Origin of the sequence: Maribacter corallii, assembly GCF_047345415.1 — a bacterium.
GTDB lineage: Bacteria > Bacteroidota > Bacteroidia > Flavobacteriales > Flavobacteriaceae > Maribacter_C.
Genome location: NZ_JBLFEP010000003.1, coordinates 13,041 through 33,170 on the forward strand (window position 1 = coordinate 13,041; position 20,130 = coordinate 33,170).

The 20,130-nt window shown below is 44.0% G+C and carries 12 protein-coding genes; 5 read left to right on the plus strand and 7 right to left on the minus strand.

What is annotated here, in order from left to right:
• Positions 1-8: 8 nt before the first annotated feature.
• The 5 genes from ACKWCA_RS09950 to ACKWCA_RS09970 form a co-directional block, all read right to left on the minus strand.
• Positions 9-1,319 carry a Gfo/Idh/MocA family protein gene (locus ACKWCA_RS09950; RefSeq protein WP_413978043.1) on the minus strand — a complete coding sequence of 437 codons (1,311 nt, stop codon included), beginning with the start codon at positions 1,317-1,319 and terminating at the stop codon, positions 9-11.
• A gap of 159 nt (positions 1,320-1,478) precedes the next feature.
• On the minus strand, positions 1,479-2,990 hold the full coding sequence (locus tag ACKWCA_RS09955; protein WP_413978044.1) for a sulfatase-like hydrolase/transferase: 1,512 nt from the start codon (positions 2,988-2,990) through the stop codon (positions 1,479-1,481).
• Positions 2,991-2,994: 4 nt separating this feature from the next.
• Positions 2,995-4,815 (minus strand): arylsulfatase, encoded by a 1,821-nt coding sequence (locus tag ACKWCA_RS09960; protein ID WP_413978045.1) that lies wholly within the window; start codon positions 4,813-4,815, stop codon positions 2,995-2,997.
• Between the two features lie 9 nt (positions 4,816-4,824).
• Complete coding sequence (locus ACKWCA_RS09965) at positions 4,825-9,111, minus strand: hybrid sensor histidine kinase/response regulator transcription factor (protein ID WP_413978046.1); 4,287 nt, start codon at positions 9,109-9,111, stop codon at positions 4,825-4,827.
• Positions 9,112-9,153: 42 nt separating this feature from the next.
• On the minus strand, positions 9,154-11,979 hold the full coding sequence (locus ACKWCA_RS09970) for a glycoside hydrolase family 2 protein (RefSeq protein WP_413978047.1): 2,826 nt from the start codon (positions 11,977-11,979) through the stop codon (positions 9,154-9,156).
• Positions 11,980-12,233: 254 nt separating this feature from the next.
• On the opposite strand from ACKWCA_RS09970, the gene ACKWCA_RS09975 reads away from it, so the two are divergent.
• The 4 genes from ACKWCA_RS09975 to galK are packed head-to-tail and all read left to right on the plus strand — an operon-like array spanning position 12,234 to position 17,464.
• A complete protein-coding gene (locus tag ACKWCA_RS09975) occupies positions 12,234-13,571 on the plus strand; it encodes a Gfo/Idh/MocA family protein (protein WP_413978048.1) in 1,338 nt (445 codons plus the stop codon).
• A 3-nt stretch (positions 13,572-13,574) separates the two neighbouring features.
• Positions 13,575-15,161 (plus strand): arylsulfatase, encoded by a 1,587-nt coding sequence (locus ACKWCA_RS09980; protein ID WP_413978049.1) that lies wholly within the window; start codon positions 13,575-13,577, stop codon positions 15,159-15,161.
• A gap of 34 nt (positions 15,162-15,195) precedes the next feature.
• Positions 15,196-16,338 (plus strand): formylglycine-generating enzyme family protein, encoded by a 1,143-nt coding sequence (locus ACKWCA_RS09985; RefSeq protein ID WP_413978050.1) that lies wholly within the window; start codon positions 15,196-15,198, stop codon positions 16,336-16,338.
• A 1-nt stretch (position 16,339) separates the two neighbouring features.
• Positions 16,340-17,464: a galactokinase gene (gene galK / locus ACKWCA_RS09990; RefSeq protein ID WP_413978051.1), complete on the plus strand. Its 1,125-nt coding sequence runs from the start codon at positions 16,340-16,342 to the stop codon at positions 17,462-17,464.
• Between the two features lie 9 nt (positions 17,465-17,473).
• On the opposite strand, the gene ACKWCA_RS09995 is transcribed toward galK, so the two are convergent.
• Positions 17,474-18,178, minus strand: a complete 705-nt coding sequence (locus ACKWCA_RS09995; RefSeq protein WP_413978052.1) for a LytR/AlgR family response regulator transcription factor — start codon at positions 18,176-18,178, stop codon at positions 17,474-17,476.
• A 382-nt stretch (positions 18,179-18,560) separates the two neighbouring features.
• Here ACKWCA_RS09995 and trxB point away from each other — a divergent pair, with 382 nt between their 5' ends.
• Complete coding sequence (gene trxB / locus ACKWCA_RS10000) at positions 18,561-19,526, plus strand: thioredoxin-disulfide reductase (RefSeq protein ID WP_413978053.1); 966 nt, start codon at positions 18,561-18,563, stop codon at positions 19,524-19,526.
• A gap of 68 nt (positions 19,527-19,594) precedes the next feature.
• Here trxB and ACKWCA_RS10005 read toward each other — a convergent pair whose 3' ends face one another.
• Positions 19,595-20,041, minus strand: a complete 447-nt coding sequence (locus ACKWCA_RS10005; RefSeq protein ID WP_413978054.1) for a hypothetical protein — start codon at positions 20,039-20,041, stop codon at positions 19,595-19,597.
• Positions 20,042-20,130: the final 89 nt, after the last annotated feature.

Consider the following 20,130-nt stretch of genomic DNA (forward strand, 5'->3'; position numbering starts at 1 on the left):
ACTATAGCTTAATACGCTCTGTTTTTTCTGGTACGAAGTGCATTTGCCTCCGCGTCTCCTTTAAAATGTTGCTCTTCGGCATCCCAATTCAAGGGTCTTCCGAGTTGATAGGCAATATTCGCAATATTGCAGATAGACGAGGAACGATGACCTGTTTCGACATCACATAAGGGTTGGGTCTTGGTTCGTATGGCATCTAACCAATCTTGATAGTGATTGCCACTGGAGTTATACAATCTTACATCGGAATCCTTTAATTCAGCGGAAAGCAGGTTCTCGGGGTTTGTATCCAAATAACTTCTACTGACATCAAGGGTACCTTCACTTCCGATAAAGCGAACTCCCCAACCACGGTCGAAATCTTCGTGCACCATTTCAATTCCATTAGCGTAAAACATACGCAATCCGCGCACGGCCTTGGCATCAGTTGGCGGAATATAGCGTATGGGCCCAGAATCATCCATTCCGATTCCCCATTGTGCAATATCGAACATGTGCGCTCCCCAATCACATAGAATACCACCACCTGTTTCTTTGAACTTTCTCCAATCGGGCCAGAAATCAATAGTGTTGCTTGAGGGAGCCAGCCTGTGATTATGGGCTAGGAGAGGTGCCGGCCCGCACCATTTGTTCCAATCGACTTCTTTCGGTAACGTTTCCTCCGGCATATTGTACTCAATAGCAGGGTCTCCTACATTGACCAATATTTTGGATAGTTCACCGAGATATCCGTTCCGCACCAATTCGCAAGCTCTCCTAAAGTTTTCGGAAGATCGTTGCATGCTGCCCGTTTGAAGCACTTTGCCCGTTTTTTTTACGGTTTCTACCAATTCTATGCCTTCCGATATCCGATGTGTAAGCGGTTTTTCACAGTAAACATCCTTGTTGGCCTTTAGGGCATCAATAGCTTGAACGGCATGCCAATGATCAGGTGTTGCGATGACAACCGCATCAATGTCGGTACGTGCCAATAGCTCGGTATACTCATCGTACATGTTCACGCCCTCATACTTTCCTATGTTTCGGTGTTCGGCATATTGGCTTTCGACAAGACTCTTAAAAGCGGCATTTTTAGTGGTCCACACATCACAACCAGCTATGATCTGGGCCGAGGTTGCGGTAATAAATCGTTTGGCCAACCCGGTATTTTGCCTTCCCAGTCCTATAAAACCTAGGTTGATTTTATCGTTGGGAGCTACGTAACCTCTACCTAATACGTGCCTCGGCAGTATTGTGATTGCTCCGATAGCAAGCCCTGATCGTTTTAGAAATGCTCTTCTACCTTTGGTTGTGCGATTGTCGTTTTTTGATTTTTTCATTGGCCTGTTTGACATTTATACCCTTAAAGATACAGATTTAAAAAAGTAGAATCAATGGCTATTACTAGACAAGATATGGACATTGGTGCGAAGAGATCGCAACGGATGTTTTATTCTGGAATACAAATGTTCTATGTGGAAAAATTAACCTAAATTCTTTCAATTGACCGCAATTTTTTGGTACAGTTCAGTCAAATCGAGTGGGTCGTTCAGTTCTTTCTGTAGTTGGAGAAGTTCTTGAAAGAGGGTTTGAACCTTTTCTTTATACGTACTATTGTTTGCCAGATCATTCATTTCTTCTGGATCGTTTTCCATATCGAACAACAATACTTTATCTAGTTTGGGATACACGATGAGTTTAAATCCATCTTTTCGGATCATGCGTTGAAACTTGATATAGCCGTTGTAGATCCCATCGTAATGACTATTGGTTCGGCTTCCGTCGACCAAATCCATAACACTATGAAAGAAAACGTATTCGGGTTTTTGAATTTCCGCCAGTTCCAAGCTGGTGGCCATGGCATCTTGTAGATAAATATCAGCAGCTATCTTTTTGCCGGCCGGAACATCCGGACCGACTATCATAAAAGGAGGCCGTATGCTGTGATCGAACTGGGTTTGCTTGCCCAAAAGGCCATGACGCCCCATTGCCAAACCGTGGTCTGAGGTAAAAATGATATAGGTATTGTCCATTTTCCCTGTGGATTCAAGTCCATCCAGAATGGCTCCGATTTGATCATCTAAATGGGTGATCAGGGCATAATATTCCTTAATATGGGTTTTTATGGCATATTCGGTTCTGGGAAAGGGAGCCAAGGCCTCATCCCTTAAATCCTGACCATTTCCGATACTGTCCTTAAAGGGATACATGGGGATAAAACTCTTAGGAACGCTGATATTTTCCAGAGGGTACATATCAAGATATTTCTGAGGGGCCTGACGTGGATCGTGTGGTGCGTTAAACGCCAGATACATGAAAAAAGGTTTTTCGCTTTGTTCGGTTTGAGCGATAAACCCAAGAGCATCTTCCTTAAGGACCTCACTCCAATGTTTACCACCTTGCCAAAACCCACCAAAGTCTTTATTCGTTGGGGTCCAAAGGGTATCGTTCTCATGTAAAGGTCTGTTGTAGCCGATGGCCCTAATGGCTTCGTCGGGTGCCTCTTCCGCTATCATTTTGTTGATATACGGAATCGTACCTTGATGGCTCCAAGCGTCCCTGGGCATTCCAGGTCGTACATGCACCACGTTTTGAAAAACGGAATCGGCCGGTGCATCCACGTGCCACTTGCCGGTCATGTAGGTATCGTATCCGGCTCCCTCCATCAGTTTGCCCCATGTTTGATCAAAATTCGTATTCGTTTTCCAACCCTGGCGAAAATTATCAACATCCCAGACACTTCGCCCTGAAATAATCATGGCCCTTGAGGCGGCACAGACAGCACCGTTCCATGCGCCCATATTATAGGTATGTGTGAAAGTGGTGCCCTGATTTACTAAACGGTTGAGGTTCGGGGTTCTTACCTCCTCATTTCCTAAGGCTTGTATGGCGGTATAGGTTAGGTCGTCCGCGAAAACGAAAACAATGTTCGGTTTTTTTACGACTTCCTTTTGTTCAGCCTGACAACCCAGTATAAAAAGGGTCAGTAGAAGATAGCTCAGTTTTTTCATTGATCTATAGCTTTTTGATTTCGATGTAATACGGTGACAAGTCGTCACCTTTTGAGGTTAAAAACGAACTTCTTAGTTCATGACTGCCAGGAGATAGGTTCGCCGAAACGGTAATATACTGATTCGACTCTCCGACATTGGAGGTAAATTTGGTGTCATCAATAGTTATTAGTCCCCCGTCAATTTTCAAGGCTTTTCCTTCGGGCAGGGCATCCTTGAATGAAGTGCCGGTGATTTCTTCAGTTGTGGCATTTATGGCCAATTTCGATTCGGGCGCATATCGGTAGAGCTTAAATTGATATTCCCCGGCTTCGGCCACGTGAATGCTGTAAAAGCCTGAAGGGTGTGCTTCGCCCTTTCTAATTTGCACTTGGTTCCAAGGTAGATTGTCGGGGGTGTGCATATCGTGGATGGTCAATAGCACCGGGTTTGCCTCGGTACGCCCCACTGGAATCTCTGCATACCGAATATCGGACTGAATATCGGCCCACCATTGGTCATAATGGGCGTTCAATTGCTTCACGCGTTCCGGATGGTCTTTGGCGATATCGTTTTGTTGTCCGGGATCTTCCTCGGTATTGTAGAGTTCAGTGCCGTTGACCAAACGCCAAGGCCCTTGCATTACGCAAGGATTTCGACCTTTCTCAGGAAGTTGATTGCGTTGGGTGTCTACCACCAACATACGATCCCCATTGATTTTTTCTCCTTTAAGAGTAGCGACCATGTTTTGCCCGTCCAAGGTTTTTTTGGGTATAAAGTCAATATCGACCAAGGCCGTCAAGGTCGGAAGCAGATCGACATGGGCTACTAAATCGTCAGTTTTTGTTTGTCGCTGAATAGCCCCGTCTGGCCAACTGATAAAGAAGGGAACTTTGTGTCCACCGTCATAATGACTGCCTTTGGTGCCTCTTAAACCTGCGTTGTATCCCAGGGCTTTTTGTCCATTTTGAGGTCTGGAAATACCTGCTGCCGTACCATTATCGGTTGTGAAAACAATAATCGTATTATCAAACTGATCGGTGTCTTTCAAATGAGCGATCAACCTTCCGAAGTTATCGTCGATATTAGAGATCATTCCATAGAACCGTTTCTGCGTCTCATTTAAGGGGGCAGATGCGTACTTATCCGCGTAGGACTTAGGTACATTGAACGGGCCATGTGCGGCATTCAAGGCCAAATAGAGGAAAAATGGTTCTTTCTGGGATGATTTGGTATAGCTGATTGCCTCATTGAACCAAACATCGGTACAATATCCCGAGGTTTTTTCAGGTGTCCCATTTCGAAAATAGGTGTCGTCAAAGTAGTCATTGTTCCAATAGTCAGGGGTTTGCTGAACTCCACCACCGCCGTGATAAAAAGCCTCTTGAAAACCCCTATCGTGTGGCCTGAATGGATAGTTATCCCCTAAATGCCATTTGCCCAACATAGTTGTTTTATAGCCATTGCGCTGAAAGACCTCGGGCATTGTCTCTTCGTCTTCCAACAATATGGAACAGCCAGCAATGGTATGCCAGGCATTGTTTCTGTTCGCATTTCTGCCGGTCATCAATCCCGCGCGGGTCGGGGCGCAAGTGGTACCGACGTGAAAATTGGTCAGCTCTAGGGCGCTCTTGGCAAAAGCATCGAGATGCGGGGTTTTCACAATAGGGTTTCCATGGTAGGAAAGGTCCCCGTAGCCTTGATCGTCAGTGACGATGACAATGACATTCGGTCTTTTTGGATTAGCTTCCGTCTCGACATCGGCTTTTGACTTTTTCTCGGCACAAGCGCAAAAGAGCAGGAGCAGGGCTATGGTTGTTTTCTTTAGGTATTGGTTTTCGATCATTGGTTTCTACTATAGTTTTATTGACTTTCGCGTTGCCTTTCGTTTGGCGACATATTCACTGGGAATGACCCCGAATTGTTTTTTAAAGCATTTAGAAAAATAGGAAGCAGTATTGAAGCCGGTCATGTACATAATTTCCTTTACGGAAAAGTCGCTCTGATCGAAAAGTTGTACCGCACGTTTCAGACGGATATTCCGAATGAATTCACTCGATGATAATCCGGTGATTTCTTTGAACTTAAGATAGAGGTTACTACGACTGTGTCCCATTTCCTTGACCATCATCTCTACATTGAAATCGGTGTTGGTCATATGTTTTTCAACAACTTCTATGGCCTGCTGCAAAAATAGTTCATCGGTCGAGGTCACCGTAACTTCTTTCGGTTGTAAGGTAATCTCACGATTGAAACGTCGGCGAAGGTACTCGCGTTGTTTGACAATATTGTTCAGTTTCAATTGGAGGAGATCGATATCGAAAGGTTTTCTGATGTAGTCGTCTGCTCCGTTTTGGAGTCCTTCCAGTTCACTTTCTTGCGATGATTTGGCGGTAATCATCAATACGGGAATGTGGCTTGTGGCCGTTTTGGTTTTCACTTTTTCACATAGTTCGAGTCCGTCCATAACCGGCATGACCACATCGGTCAATATGATATTCGGAATGATGGACGCCGCCATTTCAAAACCTTCCTTTCCATTTTGCGCCTCATACACGGTGTATTCATCTTCCAGCATACTGCGTATAAAGGAACGGATGTCGGCATTATCATCAACCACTAAAAGTACGGGTGATTTGGATCGTTTGTTGGAGAGTTCGGTATCCAATATCTCATCGTTAAGGCTGACGGCAAACGACTCTGCTTCTGAGGAACGTATTTTAAAATCACTTTCCGATTCTTCCTTGATCGTGATTTCTTCAACATTTCTATAGGCCTCTTGAAACATAGGCAGGGCCACCATAAAATTCGTTTCGACATTGGGTTCACTGACTACAGCGATTTTACCCCTATGGAGTTCGACGAGGTTTTTTACAAAGGATAAGCCTATTCCGGCTCCATTGAGATTTTTCTTTCCTTTATCTTGCTCAACGAAGAACCGTTCGAAAATATGCGATAAGTTCTCCTTGGGAATGCCCGAACCTGAATCCTTTACTTGAATGACCACATAGTGCGATGGGTCATGGTCAAGTTGTAGGCGGGTTTGTGCGTGCTCATTGGCTCCTTCGGTAATATCGACCGTAATATGGCCGTATTCCGGAGTGAATTTGAAGGCATTGGACAAGAGGTTGTTAATGATTTTTTCAATGGCTTCATGATCAAACCAGGTAATGAGATTATTTTTGGCGGCGGTTACTTTAAAGTCGATGTTTTGTTTGTGTGCGGTAAATTGAAAAGGTTCTCCGATTTCATTTATAAAGGCAACAATGTTGGTATGGCGCACAACGAGACGAAGTTTTCCTTGCCCCATTTTTCTAAAATCCAAAAGTTGGTTGACCAAGCGCATCAGATAGTCGGTATTCTTTTGCATTAAACTATATTGTTCGTCGGCCTTTTCGGGTGTGACGCGTGCACCATTCTTTTTAAGGTATTCCAGAGGTCCTTTGATTAAGGTTAGCGGCGTTCTGAATTCATGTGAGATATTGGTGAAAAACTCCAATTTCATTTGTTGCATGTCCTCATATTTCTCTTTTTCGAGATGTTCAAGTTCAAGGCTATGTTTTTTCGTGGTCCTTATAATAGTGAATTTTCTATAGGCAAAGAGTGCGAGTATGCCTGCCGCAGCATAAAGTAGATATGCCCAGATCGTCTGCCAAAATGGGGGAACGATATGTATTTTGATTGAAGAAGGAGTGTCATCCCAAAGATGGTCATTGTTCGAGGCCTTTACTTTTAAGACATATTCTCCCGGTTCGAGATTCGTATAGGTCGCAAAACGCTTACTGTAATCGGTATAGATCCAGTCCTTGTCGAATCCTTCCAACATATAGGCGAATTGGTTCTTTTCGGGTGCGGCATAGTGCAGGGAGGAAAATTGGAATGAGAAGCTATTTTCCCAATGCTTTAGTCGAATCGATTCGGTTTCGTAAAGTGGTTGTTTTAGGATGACCCTATTATTGAATTCTTCGTCTACTTTGACCGATGTGTTGAATATGGAAAAGTCAGTCAATACCGTTTCGGCCTTGAAGGTGTTTTCATTGATATCCTCAGGATAGAAGGCGTTAAAACCGTTTACTCCTCCGAATAGCATTTCACCGTTATTTCTTTTCAAAGCGGCCAGCTCTTGAAACTCATTACTCTGAAGGCCATCATTGGCATCATAGTTTTTGAACTCCTCTTTTTCTGGGTCGAAACGCGATAATCCTTGATTGGTCGATAGCCATAGGTTTTGGTTTTCATCTTCCAGTATTCCTTTGATAACGTTATTCGAAAGTCCTCCAGATTCTGTGTAGGAGACGAAACCCGATCTATCGGTATTAGGAGCGGAAATGAATTTATTGAGTCCTCCACCGAAGGTGCCCACCCAAAGGTCGCCGACGGTACTTTCGTATAGGGCCAAGATGTAATTATGGCTGAGGGATTGTTTTTTTTCGGGGTCGTTTTTAAACACTTCGAATTTCGGATCTTTACTATTGCGCTCTTTGAAAGCCAGTCTTGCCAGTCCATCGGCCGTACCGATCCAGATATCCCCTTTACGATCTTCGTAAATATTACGAATGATATCGCTCGGTAGTCCGTTACTTGCCGAAGTCCGCTCCCTGAAATTGGTTTTTTGATACCCCATACCAGCTGCATTGGGTGTCCAACGACTCAGTCCGCCACCGTATGTGCCGACCCAAATATTCTCTTGACTATCGGTAAGCAGTGCAAAAACGCTGTAAATATTTCCTGGAACTGGTTTGATATCATTTTCTTGAATGGTATTGAGGTCGGTAATATCAACTTCGAACAATGATGGCGAACCCTCGGCTCCAATCAGTAATTTCTTCTTTCCGTTTTGATTGGTTTCCGTCAACGCAAACGTCTTGGGCACAGCTTCGAAAGTTTGAAAATTATCATACTTTCCGGAATGCCCTGGCGTGCGATGCATATTCAAGCCTCCTCCTTCGGTTCCTACCCATAACGTTCCGTTACTGTCTTCATAAAAAGATCTGATTTTATCATAGCTCAAGCTATTCTTACTTAGGGTTTTACGAATGTGGTCAAAGCGCTTACGTTCAGGATCAAATTTATTCACACCACCACCATTTGTACCTATCCAAATAATTCCTGTCTTATCGACGGCAAGCGATTTGATGATGTTCTTGCTGATACTGTTGTTATCTAGTGGGTTGTACGTAAAGGTGCTGGAATATGTGGGCAGTTCGGTATTCACTGAATTCTGGAAGAGCAGGAGACCCGAATTGGTCCCACACCATATGTTTTGATTTTTGTCGATGATAATGTCATTGAAAGAGCCTTCGTGTATTCTGGTCAGGGCTTCGTTTTTGTCATTTCGCTTTTGGGCATAAAGTCCGTCCGTAGTTCCAATAATCAAATGGCCTTCATTATCTTCGGCTATGCTCGTTACGATAGTTCCGGATAGGCCGAGATGCCGGTTGATTCCCTTGAAATAAATATCTCCGTTTTGATCTCGTGATAGTTTGAACAGGCCACCGACACCTCCTACGAGGAGCTGGTTTTTGCTGCTTTCAAAAAAAGCGTAGATGCGACGCCCGTCCCAGTTGGGTAGTAATGCATCAGGTTCAAAATCAAAGGAATGAAATACGGCACTGTCAAGGGGCTTCTCTAAATCTAGCATATTAATGCCTTTATTGGTGCCAATCCATAAGCGGTTGTTATGGTCTTTGAAAACAGTGGATATATGATCGTCGAGCAGACTTGAACTATTCTCATTCTCGTGTCTGAAGCCTCTGAATTTTTCTGTGGCACGATCAAAGTAATTCAGTCCTCTACCCGTAGTCGCAATCCATAGATTCCCCTTTTTATCACCAGCGATATCGAATACCAAATTACTACTGATCGATTCGGGTTTGTTCGGGTCAGGGTTGTACACGATAAATTCATAACCATCGTATTTGTTCAATCCGTCATGCGTGGCAAACCACATAAAGCCTTGATGGTCTTGATATATCGCATTGATGTCACTCTGTGAAAGTCCCTGCTCAGTGGTCAGGTGGTCAAAAAAGATATTGTCTTGTGCCCACAACATGCTGGGTATCAGGCAGACGGAAACTATCGCGATAAATGATTTGATCAACGGTTTCGTCGGAAATCCTGATTTTTCCCTGATTTTCCCCATAACAACTAAATATACCAAATTATACGTACCATTTTTTGCTTATTACTTTGATACCTCTTTTTTGATTTCCGTAATTTTCAATCCGTTAAGAAGTACGGGGATAGCATCAACGTTCACAGACAGTCGTATCGTTATCGGTGTATTGTTCTTTACTTCGATTTCAATACTTTTTGATTTAGGTTCTGCGTTCCCCAAGCGATTACCCATCGAAGGTCGAATTGTATATTTCGATGTTCCGGAAGCGTCATCGACCTGAAAGGTATAGGTCGGTGACTTTTGATATTCTTCCATACTGTGGTGATATGTTGTTAGGGTGTATGCACCTTCGGGAAGACCATTGCAAACCAAGGTCATATTTTTTTCGGCCGAAACCGCGTCTGCTCCAACATAGGCTAGGTTAGCCGATAGGCCCCAACCGTTTTGCCATTCTAATTCCGTGTCCGTTGTAATGGCCAGGTTCAATTCTGGAAAGGCGCTTGGGGCCGACTTAAACGTCGGATTCCATTCGTTCCACCCGAACTGTACCAGACGCTCCTCATTTCCGCCAAAATCGATTTTGGCCTGTTTCAATTCATAGTACATTGGTTTTTCCGATTTCTTATGTTCTACGGTATTGATGGCAGCTTTTGCAGCGAGGAGCCCATCAGCCGAGGCTGCCACTGTAATCTTTCCTGGTTCGGATTTCGATCGGATAAGGGCCGTGGCCACACCATAATAGGCTTTAAACGGATTGGCCCCAATAGTAGCGTCACCTATCAAATCTCCCTTTCCCCGTATCGAAAAAGAGACGGCAGTGGTATCCGTAGTGATATGATTCCCTTTTTTGTCCAAGATATAGGCTTTGACTACTTTCATATCGGAACCGTTCGCATAAAACGGACGATTGTCCTCCTCGATTACAACTTTCAAACGATAGGGCGCGGTAGGCTTTTCTAGCGAATGACTGGCCACGATTCGACCGTTTGAAATGCCTTTTGCCACTAAAGTCCCCTCGATCCATGGGTAATCGAATGTAAAAGAGGGATGGTCAATATACATCCGGTCATCGTTTCGATCGGGAAACTGCCTGCCAACGACCTGACCGTTCAAACTAAGCTCGACTTCTTCCGCATTACTGAAGACCAGTATTTTTTCGTCTTCAGTGGCCCTTTTATCAGCAATATGGATCATGGGTTCATTTCGGAGTTCAGATTGATACCAATAATAAACGGGATTCGGTTCGCGGTACATCGAAAAGATACGTCTGGGATGTAGACCCCTATTCGGTTTGAAGGCTTGATAATCATGGGCGGTCCAAACGGCTACACCTATATGATTTGCAGAGGCCTTCGCCTTTGAAACTTCAAACTGATTTCTGCTGGCATCCGCAGCGCTACCATGCTCGCAGAGGAAAACGAATTCTTCAGGGTTCAATTCCATATTCTGATAATCCATTGGCGTATAGATATCGGTGACTCCAGAGTTTCTAGGGCCACTCCAGGGACTGCCATTGGAAGCTGTCAGCCTGGTCGGGTCTTCTTGTTTACAGGCATAATGTAGTTGGGGTACAGGTCCCCGATGGTTTAAAGAACCGCCCCAAAGTAGTATCGAAGGATGGTTTCTATGGTTTCGTATCATTCTTCTGGTCGCCTCCTCGAGGTTTTCAAACCAAGCTTCATCGCCTATACCGATCCAACTTGGAGGCTCTTCGTACACTAAGATTCCCAATTCGTCACAGGCTTCGATAAAAGAATTATCATGAGGATAATGGGCGAGGCGAACCACATTGAATCCCGCTTGTTTGAATTGCCAGGCATCTTTCCAATGTAGGGAATTCGGTACGGCATCGCCGATAAATGGATAGGCTTGATGGCGATTTGCGCCGATAAGTTCAACAGGTTTGCCGTTCAACAAAAAACCTTGATCTCTAATAAATTCGAACTTTCGAACCCCGAATTTGTTTTCAACTTCGTCAACAGCAGCCCCGTCGATATAAAGTGTGGTAAGCGCCCGATATAGATAGGGGGTTTCAATAGACCAAAGCCGCAAGTTTTCTGAAATGCCATCAATCTGAGAAAAGGTATGATCCGATTTTGGAGCGATGGTTTTAATGGTTTGCATTTTGCTGACTACTAAGCCCTTATCATCAACTATCCGCGTAACTAGTTTACACTCCCTACTTTCGGATGCCTCATTACGAACCGTGGTTTTGATGTCGATCGTAGCATCTCTTTTGGTTACGGTAGGGGTGGTGATGGTGATTCCCGCGTTGCGAGCTTCCCAAGGAAAAGTGACATATAAATCACTCGTGGTGACCAAGTAAACATCGCGATAAAGTCCACCGAACTTGATATAGTCATATTGATTGCCATCCGGAGGAACGGCAGGGTCTAGCCTGTTGTCAGCACTCAATAAAATTTCATTGGGGCGACCATCCGTATGAATCACATTGGTGATATCGAAATGGAAAGGGGTATATCCTCCAATGGAATGTGTTCCTACACGTGAGCCGTTCACCCAGAGATTTGTAACTTGATGTACTCCTTCAAATTCAAGAAACACCCTTTGATGCGATTCGATTGGAATTTGGATTTTTTTTCGATACCATCCCACATTGCGATGAAATTTGGGCTGATGTGTCGTATCAAGCCCCGAAACGTCAGAAGGCACCAATTCAAGGGTATGCGGAATCGAAACCGATTGCCATTTCGCTTTAGCGGTATGCAACTCCAATTGAGCACCTTGATTTTTTTCAAGGTAGAATTCCCAGTCTTGATTCAATTCCTGTTTGATTCTTGAATGGCCATTAGAACGTTGAGCAGCTAAAAAAAGGGTAGAGGTGGCAAAAAAAACTAAGATGAAAAAGTTGGTTCGGGCGGCTGTTTTCAATTTCTGATATACTATTGGTTATTTAATAAATTAAACATAGGCTATCTTGTGATTCTTCTTATTTAGATATGGTTTTGTAAGTGCAACAAATGGTTCATCATTTTAGACTATAGTCTAGTTCGTGCTATTTTGCTGTATACTAGGGGAAAAGAATGGAAAATTCAAAATAGCAATACCCAAGAAATGGTTTTTTCTTTTTACCTTAGAAACCACTTCAGAACCAATTTCATTAAAAAAGATACAACGATACAATCATGGAGAATAAGAACGCTAGAGAAGAATCACTGAAATCAAGAAGGGACTTTGTAAAGAAATCAGCCCTATTTACAGGAGGTGCTATGTTGCTGCCGAATATGCAGATGAACGGAATGGTCAATGTGTTTAATGACAAGAAATTAAAAATCGCCCTTGTCGGTTGCGGTGGTCGTGGAACCGGAGCAGCCGTTCAGGCCTTAAATGCAGATGAAAACGTCGAACTTGTGGCCATGGCGGATGCATTTGAAGATCGTTTGAAAGGTAGTTTGATGAACATTTCCAAGGCTATGGGCGAAACGAAGAAGGTCAATGTGGCGGAAAAAAACCAGTTCGTCGGCTTTGATGCGGCCACGAAGGCCATGGACCTCGCCGATGTGGTGATATTGGCAACCCCTCCAGGTTTTAGACCCCAACACTTTGAGTACGCTATCGCAAATGGAAAACATGTTTTTATGGAAAAACCGGTCGCTACGGACGTACCTGGGGTACGAAAGGTATTAGCGTCGGCCAAAATAGCAAAAGAAAAGAAATTGAACGTTGTGGTGGGACTTCAGCGCCACTATCAGGATAGTTATCTGGCGGCCATTGATCATGTGAAAAAAGACAGTATCGGTAAAATAGTATCCGGCCAAGTATATTGGAATAGTGCCGGGGTCTGGGTTCGTGAACGCCAACCGGGCCAAACGGAGCTGGAGTATCAAATGCGCAACTGGTACTATTTCAATTGGCTTTGTGGAGATCATATATTGGAACAACATATTCACAATATCGATGTAGCGAATTGGTTTATTGGTGAGTACCCTATTTCCGCTCAAGGCATGGGAGGTCGTCAGGTTCGCAATGGTAAAGACCATGGCGAGATATTCGATCATCATTTTGTGGAATTCACGTATCCCAGCGGCGCCGTCATTGCCAGCCAATGTCGTCATCAACCTGACACGATGCGGAGGGTCTCCGAGTTCTTCCAAGGAACTAAGGGTACGGTTTCAACTGCTGGTGACAATGTGGACATAAAAGGTTGGAACGGAGATACGATTTTTGAACACCGAGGAAAGGAAGATCCCAATCCTTATGAGGTAGAACATGTCAAATTGTTTGAGTCCATTCGAAACGGTGATGTCATCGCGAATGGCGAAAATGGGGCAAAAAGTACGATGTCCGCAATTTTAGGTCGAATGGCGACCTATTCTGGAAAAGTGGTGAAATGGGACGAAGCTATGGCATCCAATTTAGCCTTGGTTCCCGACCAACTCTCCTGGGATTCCCCGGCACCGGTTCAACCCAATGCAGATGGAATGTACGCGATTCCCACACCAGGTAAAACCACCGTATTATAATTCATGGAAATAACAACGAAACAGATTGTGTTCCTGCTAATGGCAGGAACGCTTTTTTTAGCATGTAAAGACGAAGCTCCAAAGGAAGGGATTTCCGAAAACAGAAAACCCAATATTATCTATATTTTGGCCGACGATCTGGGCTATGCCGAAGTAGGGGCATACGGGCAAAAAATCATAGAGACCCCAAATATCGATGCGCTTTCCCGATCAGGTATGTTGTTCACCCAACATTACACCAGTGCTCCGGTCTGTGCGCCGGCACGGCATATGTTGCTGACCGGTAAACATGCGGGCCATGCGTATATACGGAGTAATAGTGAATGGGGCGAACGGGGTGACGTATGGAACTATCGCGCAATGGCCAAAGATTCCACCTTGGAAGGTCAAGGTGCGATGCCGGACGCTACCGTTACCATGGCCGATCACTTGAAAGAAGTAGGCTATACCACGGGTATCGTCGGTAAATGGGGATTAGGTGCCCCACATACGAAGTCCGTTCCCAATGACATGGGTTTCGATTTTTTCTATGGATATAACTGTCAACGTCAGGCACATACCTATTACCCTTTACATCTTTACAAGAATAGAAATCGCGTTCATCTACAGAATGACACCATCGCACCGAACACGCCCCTCGACGAAGGTCTAGACCCGAATGATGACGCTAGTTATGCCGATTTCAATTTAAATGAGTACAGTCCGGATCTGATGTTCAAGGAAATCACGGATTTTGTGGATTCGAATATGGAACGTCCCTTCTTTTTGTACTGGGCAACACCAATACCACATGTGGCCTTGCAAGCACCAAAGCGGTGGGTAGATCACTACCGCAAAAAATTAGGGCCTGAAGAACCCTATTTGGCTGGGAAGAAAGCAGGCTCAGGTTATTTTCCACATAAGACCCCCCACGCAGCCTACGCGGCGATGGTTTCTTATTTAGATGAGAATATCGGTAAGTTGGTACAGCAATTGAAAGATGCGGGAATATATGAGAATACATTAATCGTTTTTACTTCCGATAACGGCCCTAGCTATGCTGGTGGAGCTGATCCGGAATATTTTGAAAGTGCGAAGCCTTTCCGAGGGGAATATGGTCGAGGCAAGGGCTTTTTGTATGAGGGGGGTATCAGAGTGCCCATGATCGCCTCTTGGCCCGACAAGATAAAGGCTGGAACTAGAAGCGATCATATTTCAGCGCATTATGATATGTTGGCCACCTTCGCCGAGGTAGCAGGGTATACGGTCCCTGAACATACGGATGGAATCAGTTTGTTGCCCACACTTTTATCAACGGAATCTCAAGAGGTACACGACTTTCTGTATTGGGAGTTTCCTAGTTATGGGGGTCAAGTAGCCTTGCGGATGGGGGATTGGAAACTTGTACGCCAAAATCTGAAAAACGAAGAAGAACCAACGTTGGAGCTCTACAACCTTAAGGATGACCCTACGGAAAAAACAAATGTCGCGGAGGCGCACCCTGAAATTATTGATAAGGCTTCAAAAATATTCCGTCAAGAAAGGGAGTCACCTGTATTGGAGAACTTTAAGATCCCCTTGTTGGAGACCGGCAATTTAACCGAAAAATAAGCTAACTTTACGCGCTCCATTTAGGAATCGTTTCATGAAGATTATACGAAGATCTACACATTTTCTTTTCGCACTATCGTTGATTTTTGCCTGTAAGAACACGCAAAAAGACCAAACTCCGAATTCTGGTTCCGAGGTTAAGGCGGTATCGACCGAGAGAACACCTACAGCTCCTATTCTTGTTGATCCCCCTCAAGATATCAAAGCTCCCGAAGGAATGGTTTGGATTCCTGGTGGGACTTTTGAGCAAGGAGCCGTTTCCCATGATGAGATGGCGATGGGGCACGAAAATCCCGCCATTCCTGTAACCGTAAACGGTTTTTTTATGGATGTCCACGAGGTGACCAATGCCGATTTCAAAAAATTCATTGACGAAACGGGGTATGTAACCGTCGCCGAACGGGAAATCGATTGGGAGGAAATGAAGAAACAACTTCCCGCAGGTACGGCGAAACCCCATGATAGCATCATGCAACCGGGTTCATTGGTTTTTAAAAAGACCAAGAACCCCGTGCCCAATCTTTATGATTTTTCACAATGGTGGGAATGGAAGATTGGAGCCAATTGGAAACAACCCCATGGACCAGGGAGTGATCTTTCGGGAAAAGAGAATAATCCCGTAGTGCACATTTCTTATGATGATGCCATGGCGTATTGCCAATGGGCCGGAAGGCGTTTGCCCACTGAAGCGGAGTGGGAGCGGGCAGCCCGTGGAAATCAGAGGAACAAAACCTTTTCTTGGGGCGATGATCATAGTACCCTAGCCAAAATGGCAAATACTTGGAATGGTAATTTTCCTGTGAACAATACAAAAGCGGACGGCTTTGAGTTAAGAGCCGATGTCGGATCTTATCCACCAAATGATTACGGACTCTATGATATGGCTGGTAATGTTTGGGAGTGGACCAATGATTGGTACAATACCGATTATTACAAACAAACGAAGCAAGGCGGAAACGTTTTGATCAACCCTACCGGAGCGGAGGTGCCTTATAATGAACGAGATCCATATGCCCGTGAAAGGGTAATCAAAGGTGGTTCTTTTTTGTGTAGCGCATCGTATTGTGCAAGCTATCGAATATCTGCCCGAATGGCTACTAGTCTTGATTCTGCGCAAGAGCACTTAGGGTTTAGAACCGTTGTCACTCCTGAAATGTTTGGGAATACAAGAGAATAATATGCAGTTTTTAGAAAATTTCACCCCTGAACTTACAATAGCCTCCCCCGGTCGAATCAATTTCATCGGAGAGCATACGGACTATAACTTGGGATATGTATTGCCCACTGCCATAGGGAATAAGATTACCTTTAAATTGGCCAAGAACGGTAGCCCTAGCCGGTGTAATGTTTATTCTTTAGGTTATGAGGGCTTTTCGTTCGATTTAGACCAACTTAAAATCAGTGAAACCGAATGGCACAATTATGTGCTAGGGGTTTTATATGAGATTGCAATGCTAACGGATAAGGTAAAGGGATTCGATTGTACGATCGAAAGCGACTTGCCTTTGGGTTCCGGATTGAGTTCTTCGGCTGCGATGGAATGTGGTCTAGCCTTCGGCTTAAATGAACTATTCGATTTACAGTTATCCAAAATAACCCTTGTAGAGCTATCGCAACGAGCCGAGCATAATTATGTGGGAACCCAATGTGGTATCATGGATCAGTTCGCTTCAGTGATGAGTAAGAAAGGTACTGTTATACTTCTAGATTGCCGATCCTTGGACTACCAACACATTCCGATTCATATAGCTCCTTACAGGATTATTATGTTGAACACCAAGGTGTCACATAATCTTGCCTCTAGTGAATATAACACTCGAAGACAAGAATGTGAGGAAGGAGTGTCCCTTATCAAAGAAAGCCACCCACAAGTCAATTCCTTACGCGATGTGACCCGTACGATGCTAGAAGCCCACCGCGATAAGATGCGGCAGAAGGTGTACAATCGTTGCTCTTTCATTATCGATGAAAATAAAAGGGTGCTTGATATGGTCGAAGCCTTTAAGGCGAACGATCTAAAGGCTGTAGGTGAAATTTTATACAAGGCACATGATGGTATTAGTGCACTTTATGAAGTAAGCTGCCCAGAATCCGATTTTTTGGTAGCGCATACGAAAGACAACCCTGGCGTTTTAGGCGCGCGTCAGACCGGTGGAGGTTTCGGCGGTTGCACTTTGAATTTGGTTCACGAGGCTGTTGTAGATGAATTCGTGGAACATGCTTCAAAAGCGTATCTCGAAAAATTCAATATACACTTGGAAGCCTTCGAAGTAGCCCCTAGTGGTGGAACGACTTGTCTGTAAAGATATCCTTTAGTCCGAGTTGGTCAATGCCTCTTCCAGCTCTTCCTTTTTGTGTCTACTGAGAGGAATTTGTTGTCCTCCCACTTCTACAAGGGCGCTGCTGAATTGCTGCACCTTGTTCAAGTTCACGATATACGATTTATGAATACGTAAGAACTGGTTTTCGGGTAACTTTTTTATGAAGGCTTTCATAGTGGAAAGCACGAGAATGTTCGCATCTTCGGTAACTACTTTGATATAATCGCCAAGTCCTTCGATCCACTTGATTTCGCTAATGACCACCTTGACTTTCTTCAGGCTACTGTTCACGAAAATATGTTCTTCCTCCTGTTTGGACCTCGATTTTTCACCCGCACGGACCAACGCCTTTTTAATGGCATCATCAAAACGGTCTTTCGTAATGGGTTTAAGAAGATAATCGGTTACGTTGTAATCAAATGCTTTGAGCGCATATCCGGGCTTACCGGTTATCAAAATCACCTGAGGCGGGTGCTCCATTGATTCTATGAATTCAAAACCATCTAGGATAGGCATTTCCACGTCAAGGAAAACCAAGTCGATCTCCTTTGAATTTACCTTTTTTTGGGCTTCGAAACCATCTTTGTACTGAACGATAAGTTCTAGATCTGGATGGTTGGCAATGAGTGTGCTCACAGCCAATCGTTGAACCGCAGAGTCATCTACTACGATACTTCTTAGTTTCTTTGCTTGCATGTTAATAATGTGTTTCTTATCAATTTTTGAACTTGACAAAACTTCCTTATCTCCTGTCTACAATTAGCTACTCCGTTCCATATCGGGAGGTAAAAGTAAGATATCCTTCACTAAAATGTGTTAAAACCTATCAACAGCATTTTTTTTTAACATTGATCCACCTTCCAACTTGGTACTACAAGACCCTAATGGAAAGCACTCAATTTTTAGCAATAATCAGGCCAAGGTCATTTATCAATATCGTTCAAGAACAATCTCAATCCTTGAGATACTGTTGATAACTTAGCTGTAAGGTTTTTGTTAAAACATCTACTTTTGTAAGGTTAGAAGCGTAACACTTACTTAATAGAGGCTAAGTATTGCTTAGCATAAAACTGAGATTATGTCCGGAAGTATTGAAAGAGTAAAAACACTGATTATAGGCTCTGGCCCTGCGGGCTATACCGCAGCCATATATGCGGCAAGAGCCGATTTGAAACCTTTGGTGTATACAGGTATGGAACCAGGAGGTCAATTGACCACGACCACGGAGGTCGATAATTTTCCTGGATATCCAGAAGGAATAGATGGTCCCACCATGATGGTACAATTGCAGCAACAAGCGGAACGTTTTGGAACCGAGGTTCGTATTGGAATGGTTACCGCAGTTGAGTTGAGTGACGAGGTAGGGGGAATTCACAAGGCCACGGTGGATGGATCCAAGCAAATAGAGGCCGAAACCATTATTATTTCGACAGGAGCAACGGCGAAATACTTGGGAATCCCAAGCGAGCAGCGTTTGCGAGGTGGCGGCGTATCGGCATGTGCCGTTTGTGATGGCTTTTTCTACAAGGGCCAAGATGTGGCTATTGTCGGTGCGGGAGATACGGCGGCAGAAGAGGCGTCATACTTAGCGAATATCTGCAACAAAGTAACAATGCTGGTCCGTAAGGATCATATGAGGGCTTCCAAGGCCATGCAACACCGTGTGAACAGCCTAAAGAATATTGAGGTTCGGTACAATACCGAAGTCGATGAGGTTCTAGGCGATCAGGTTGTTGAAGGGCTACGAATGGTCAATAACCAAACTGGTGAGAAAGAGGATATCGCCATAACAGGATTATTTATTGCCATTGGCCATAAACCGAATACCGATATTTTTAAAGGTCAACTCGATATGGATGAGACGGGGTATTTGATTACGGAAGGCAAGTCGACCAAAACCAATAAGCCAGGAGTTTTCGCAAGTGGTGATGCCCAGGACAAAGAATACCGACAAGCCGTTACGGCTGCAGGTACCGGTTGTATGGCGGCATTGGATGCCGAACGTTACTTGGCTACTGTTGAAACCGCGGAAAAGGTTTCCTAAGAAGTGTAATATTGAAAAAAACTCCGCTAGGGTACCCTAGCGGGTTTTTTTGTAATCGATTGTATCAACTAATCGATCCTTGAATAGTTCTCGGAAAAGGTTCTATTACCTTCTTCATCATGACTTATTTGGCTGTAGGTATCATCATCAAGTTTTAGTTCAAAGGTGAAAACCCGCATGGTATCAAGTGCACTCATCATTTCATTATCGCCGAATTCAATGGTTTCTATCAATTGATCGTTGGTGATTTTGTAAGATCCGTAACCGAATCGGGCTACTTTGTCCTTTGGTACATAACGAGACCACATAATTTTACCGTTGTAGTACATTTTCACCTGTTTATAACCGTCAGAGGCCATGACGGTATCCGTGACATTTTCCCCATCATAGTTGTAAAAGCTTTTTAATTCCCATGTTCCCTCAATAGAATGAAAGGCGTCAGGCTGATTTGATTTAAAATCGGTGGCCGATACCAGAATCAGTGTCAGCACCAGCAGTGATAGTATTTTTTTCATGGTCATAGTATTTTAGCGTTATCAATTGAATACTAAAAAGTTACAAAAATTTTAACAGATTAGCAATAAACAACACCTTAAGTTAATGA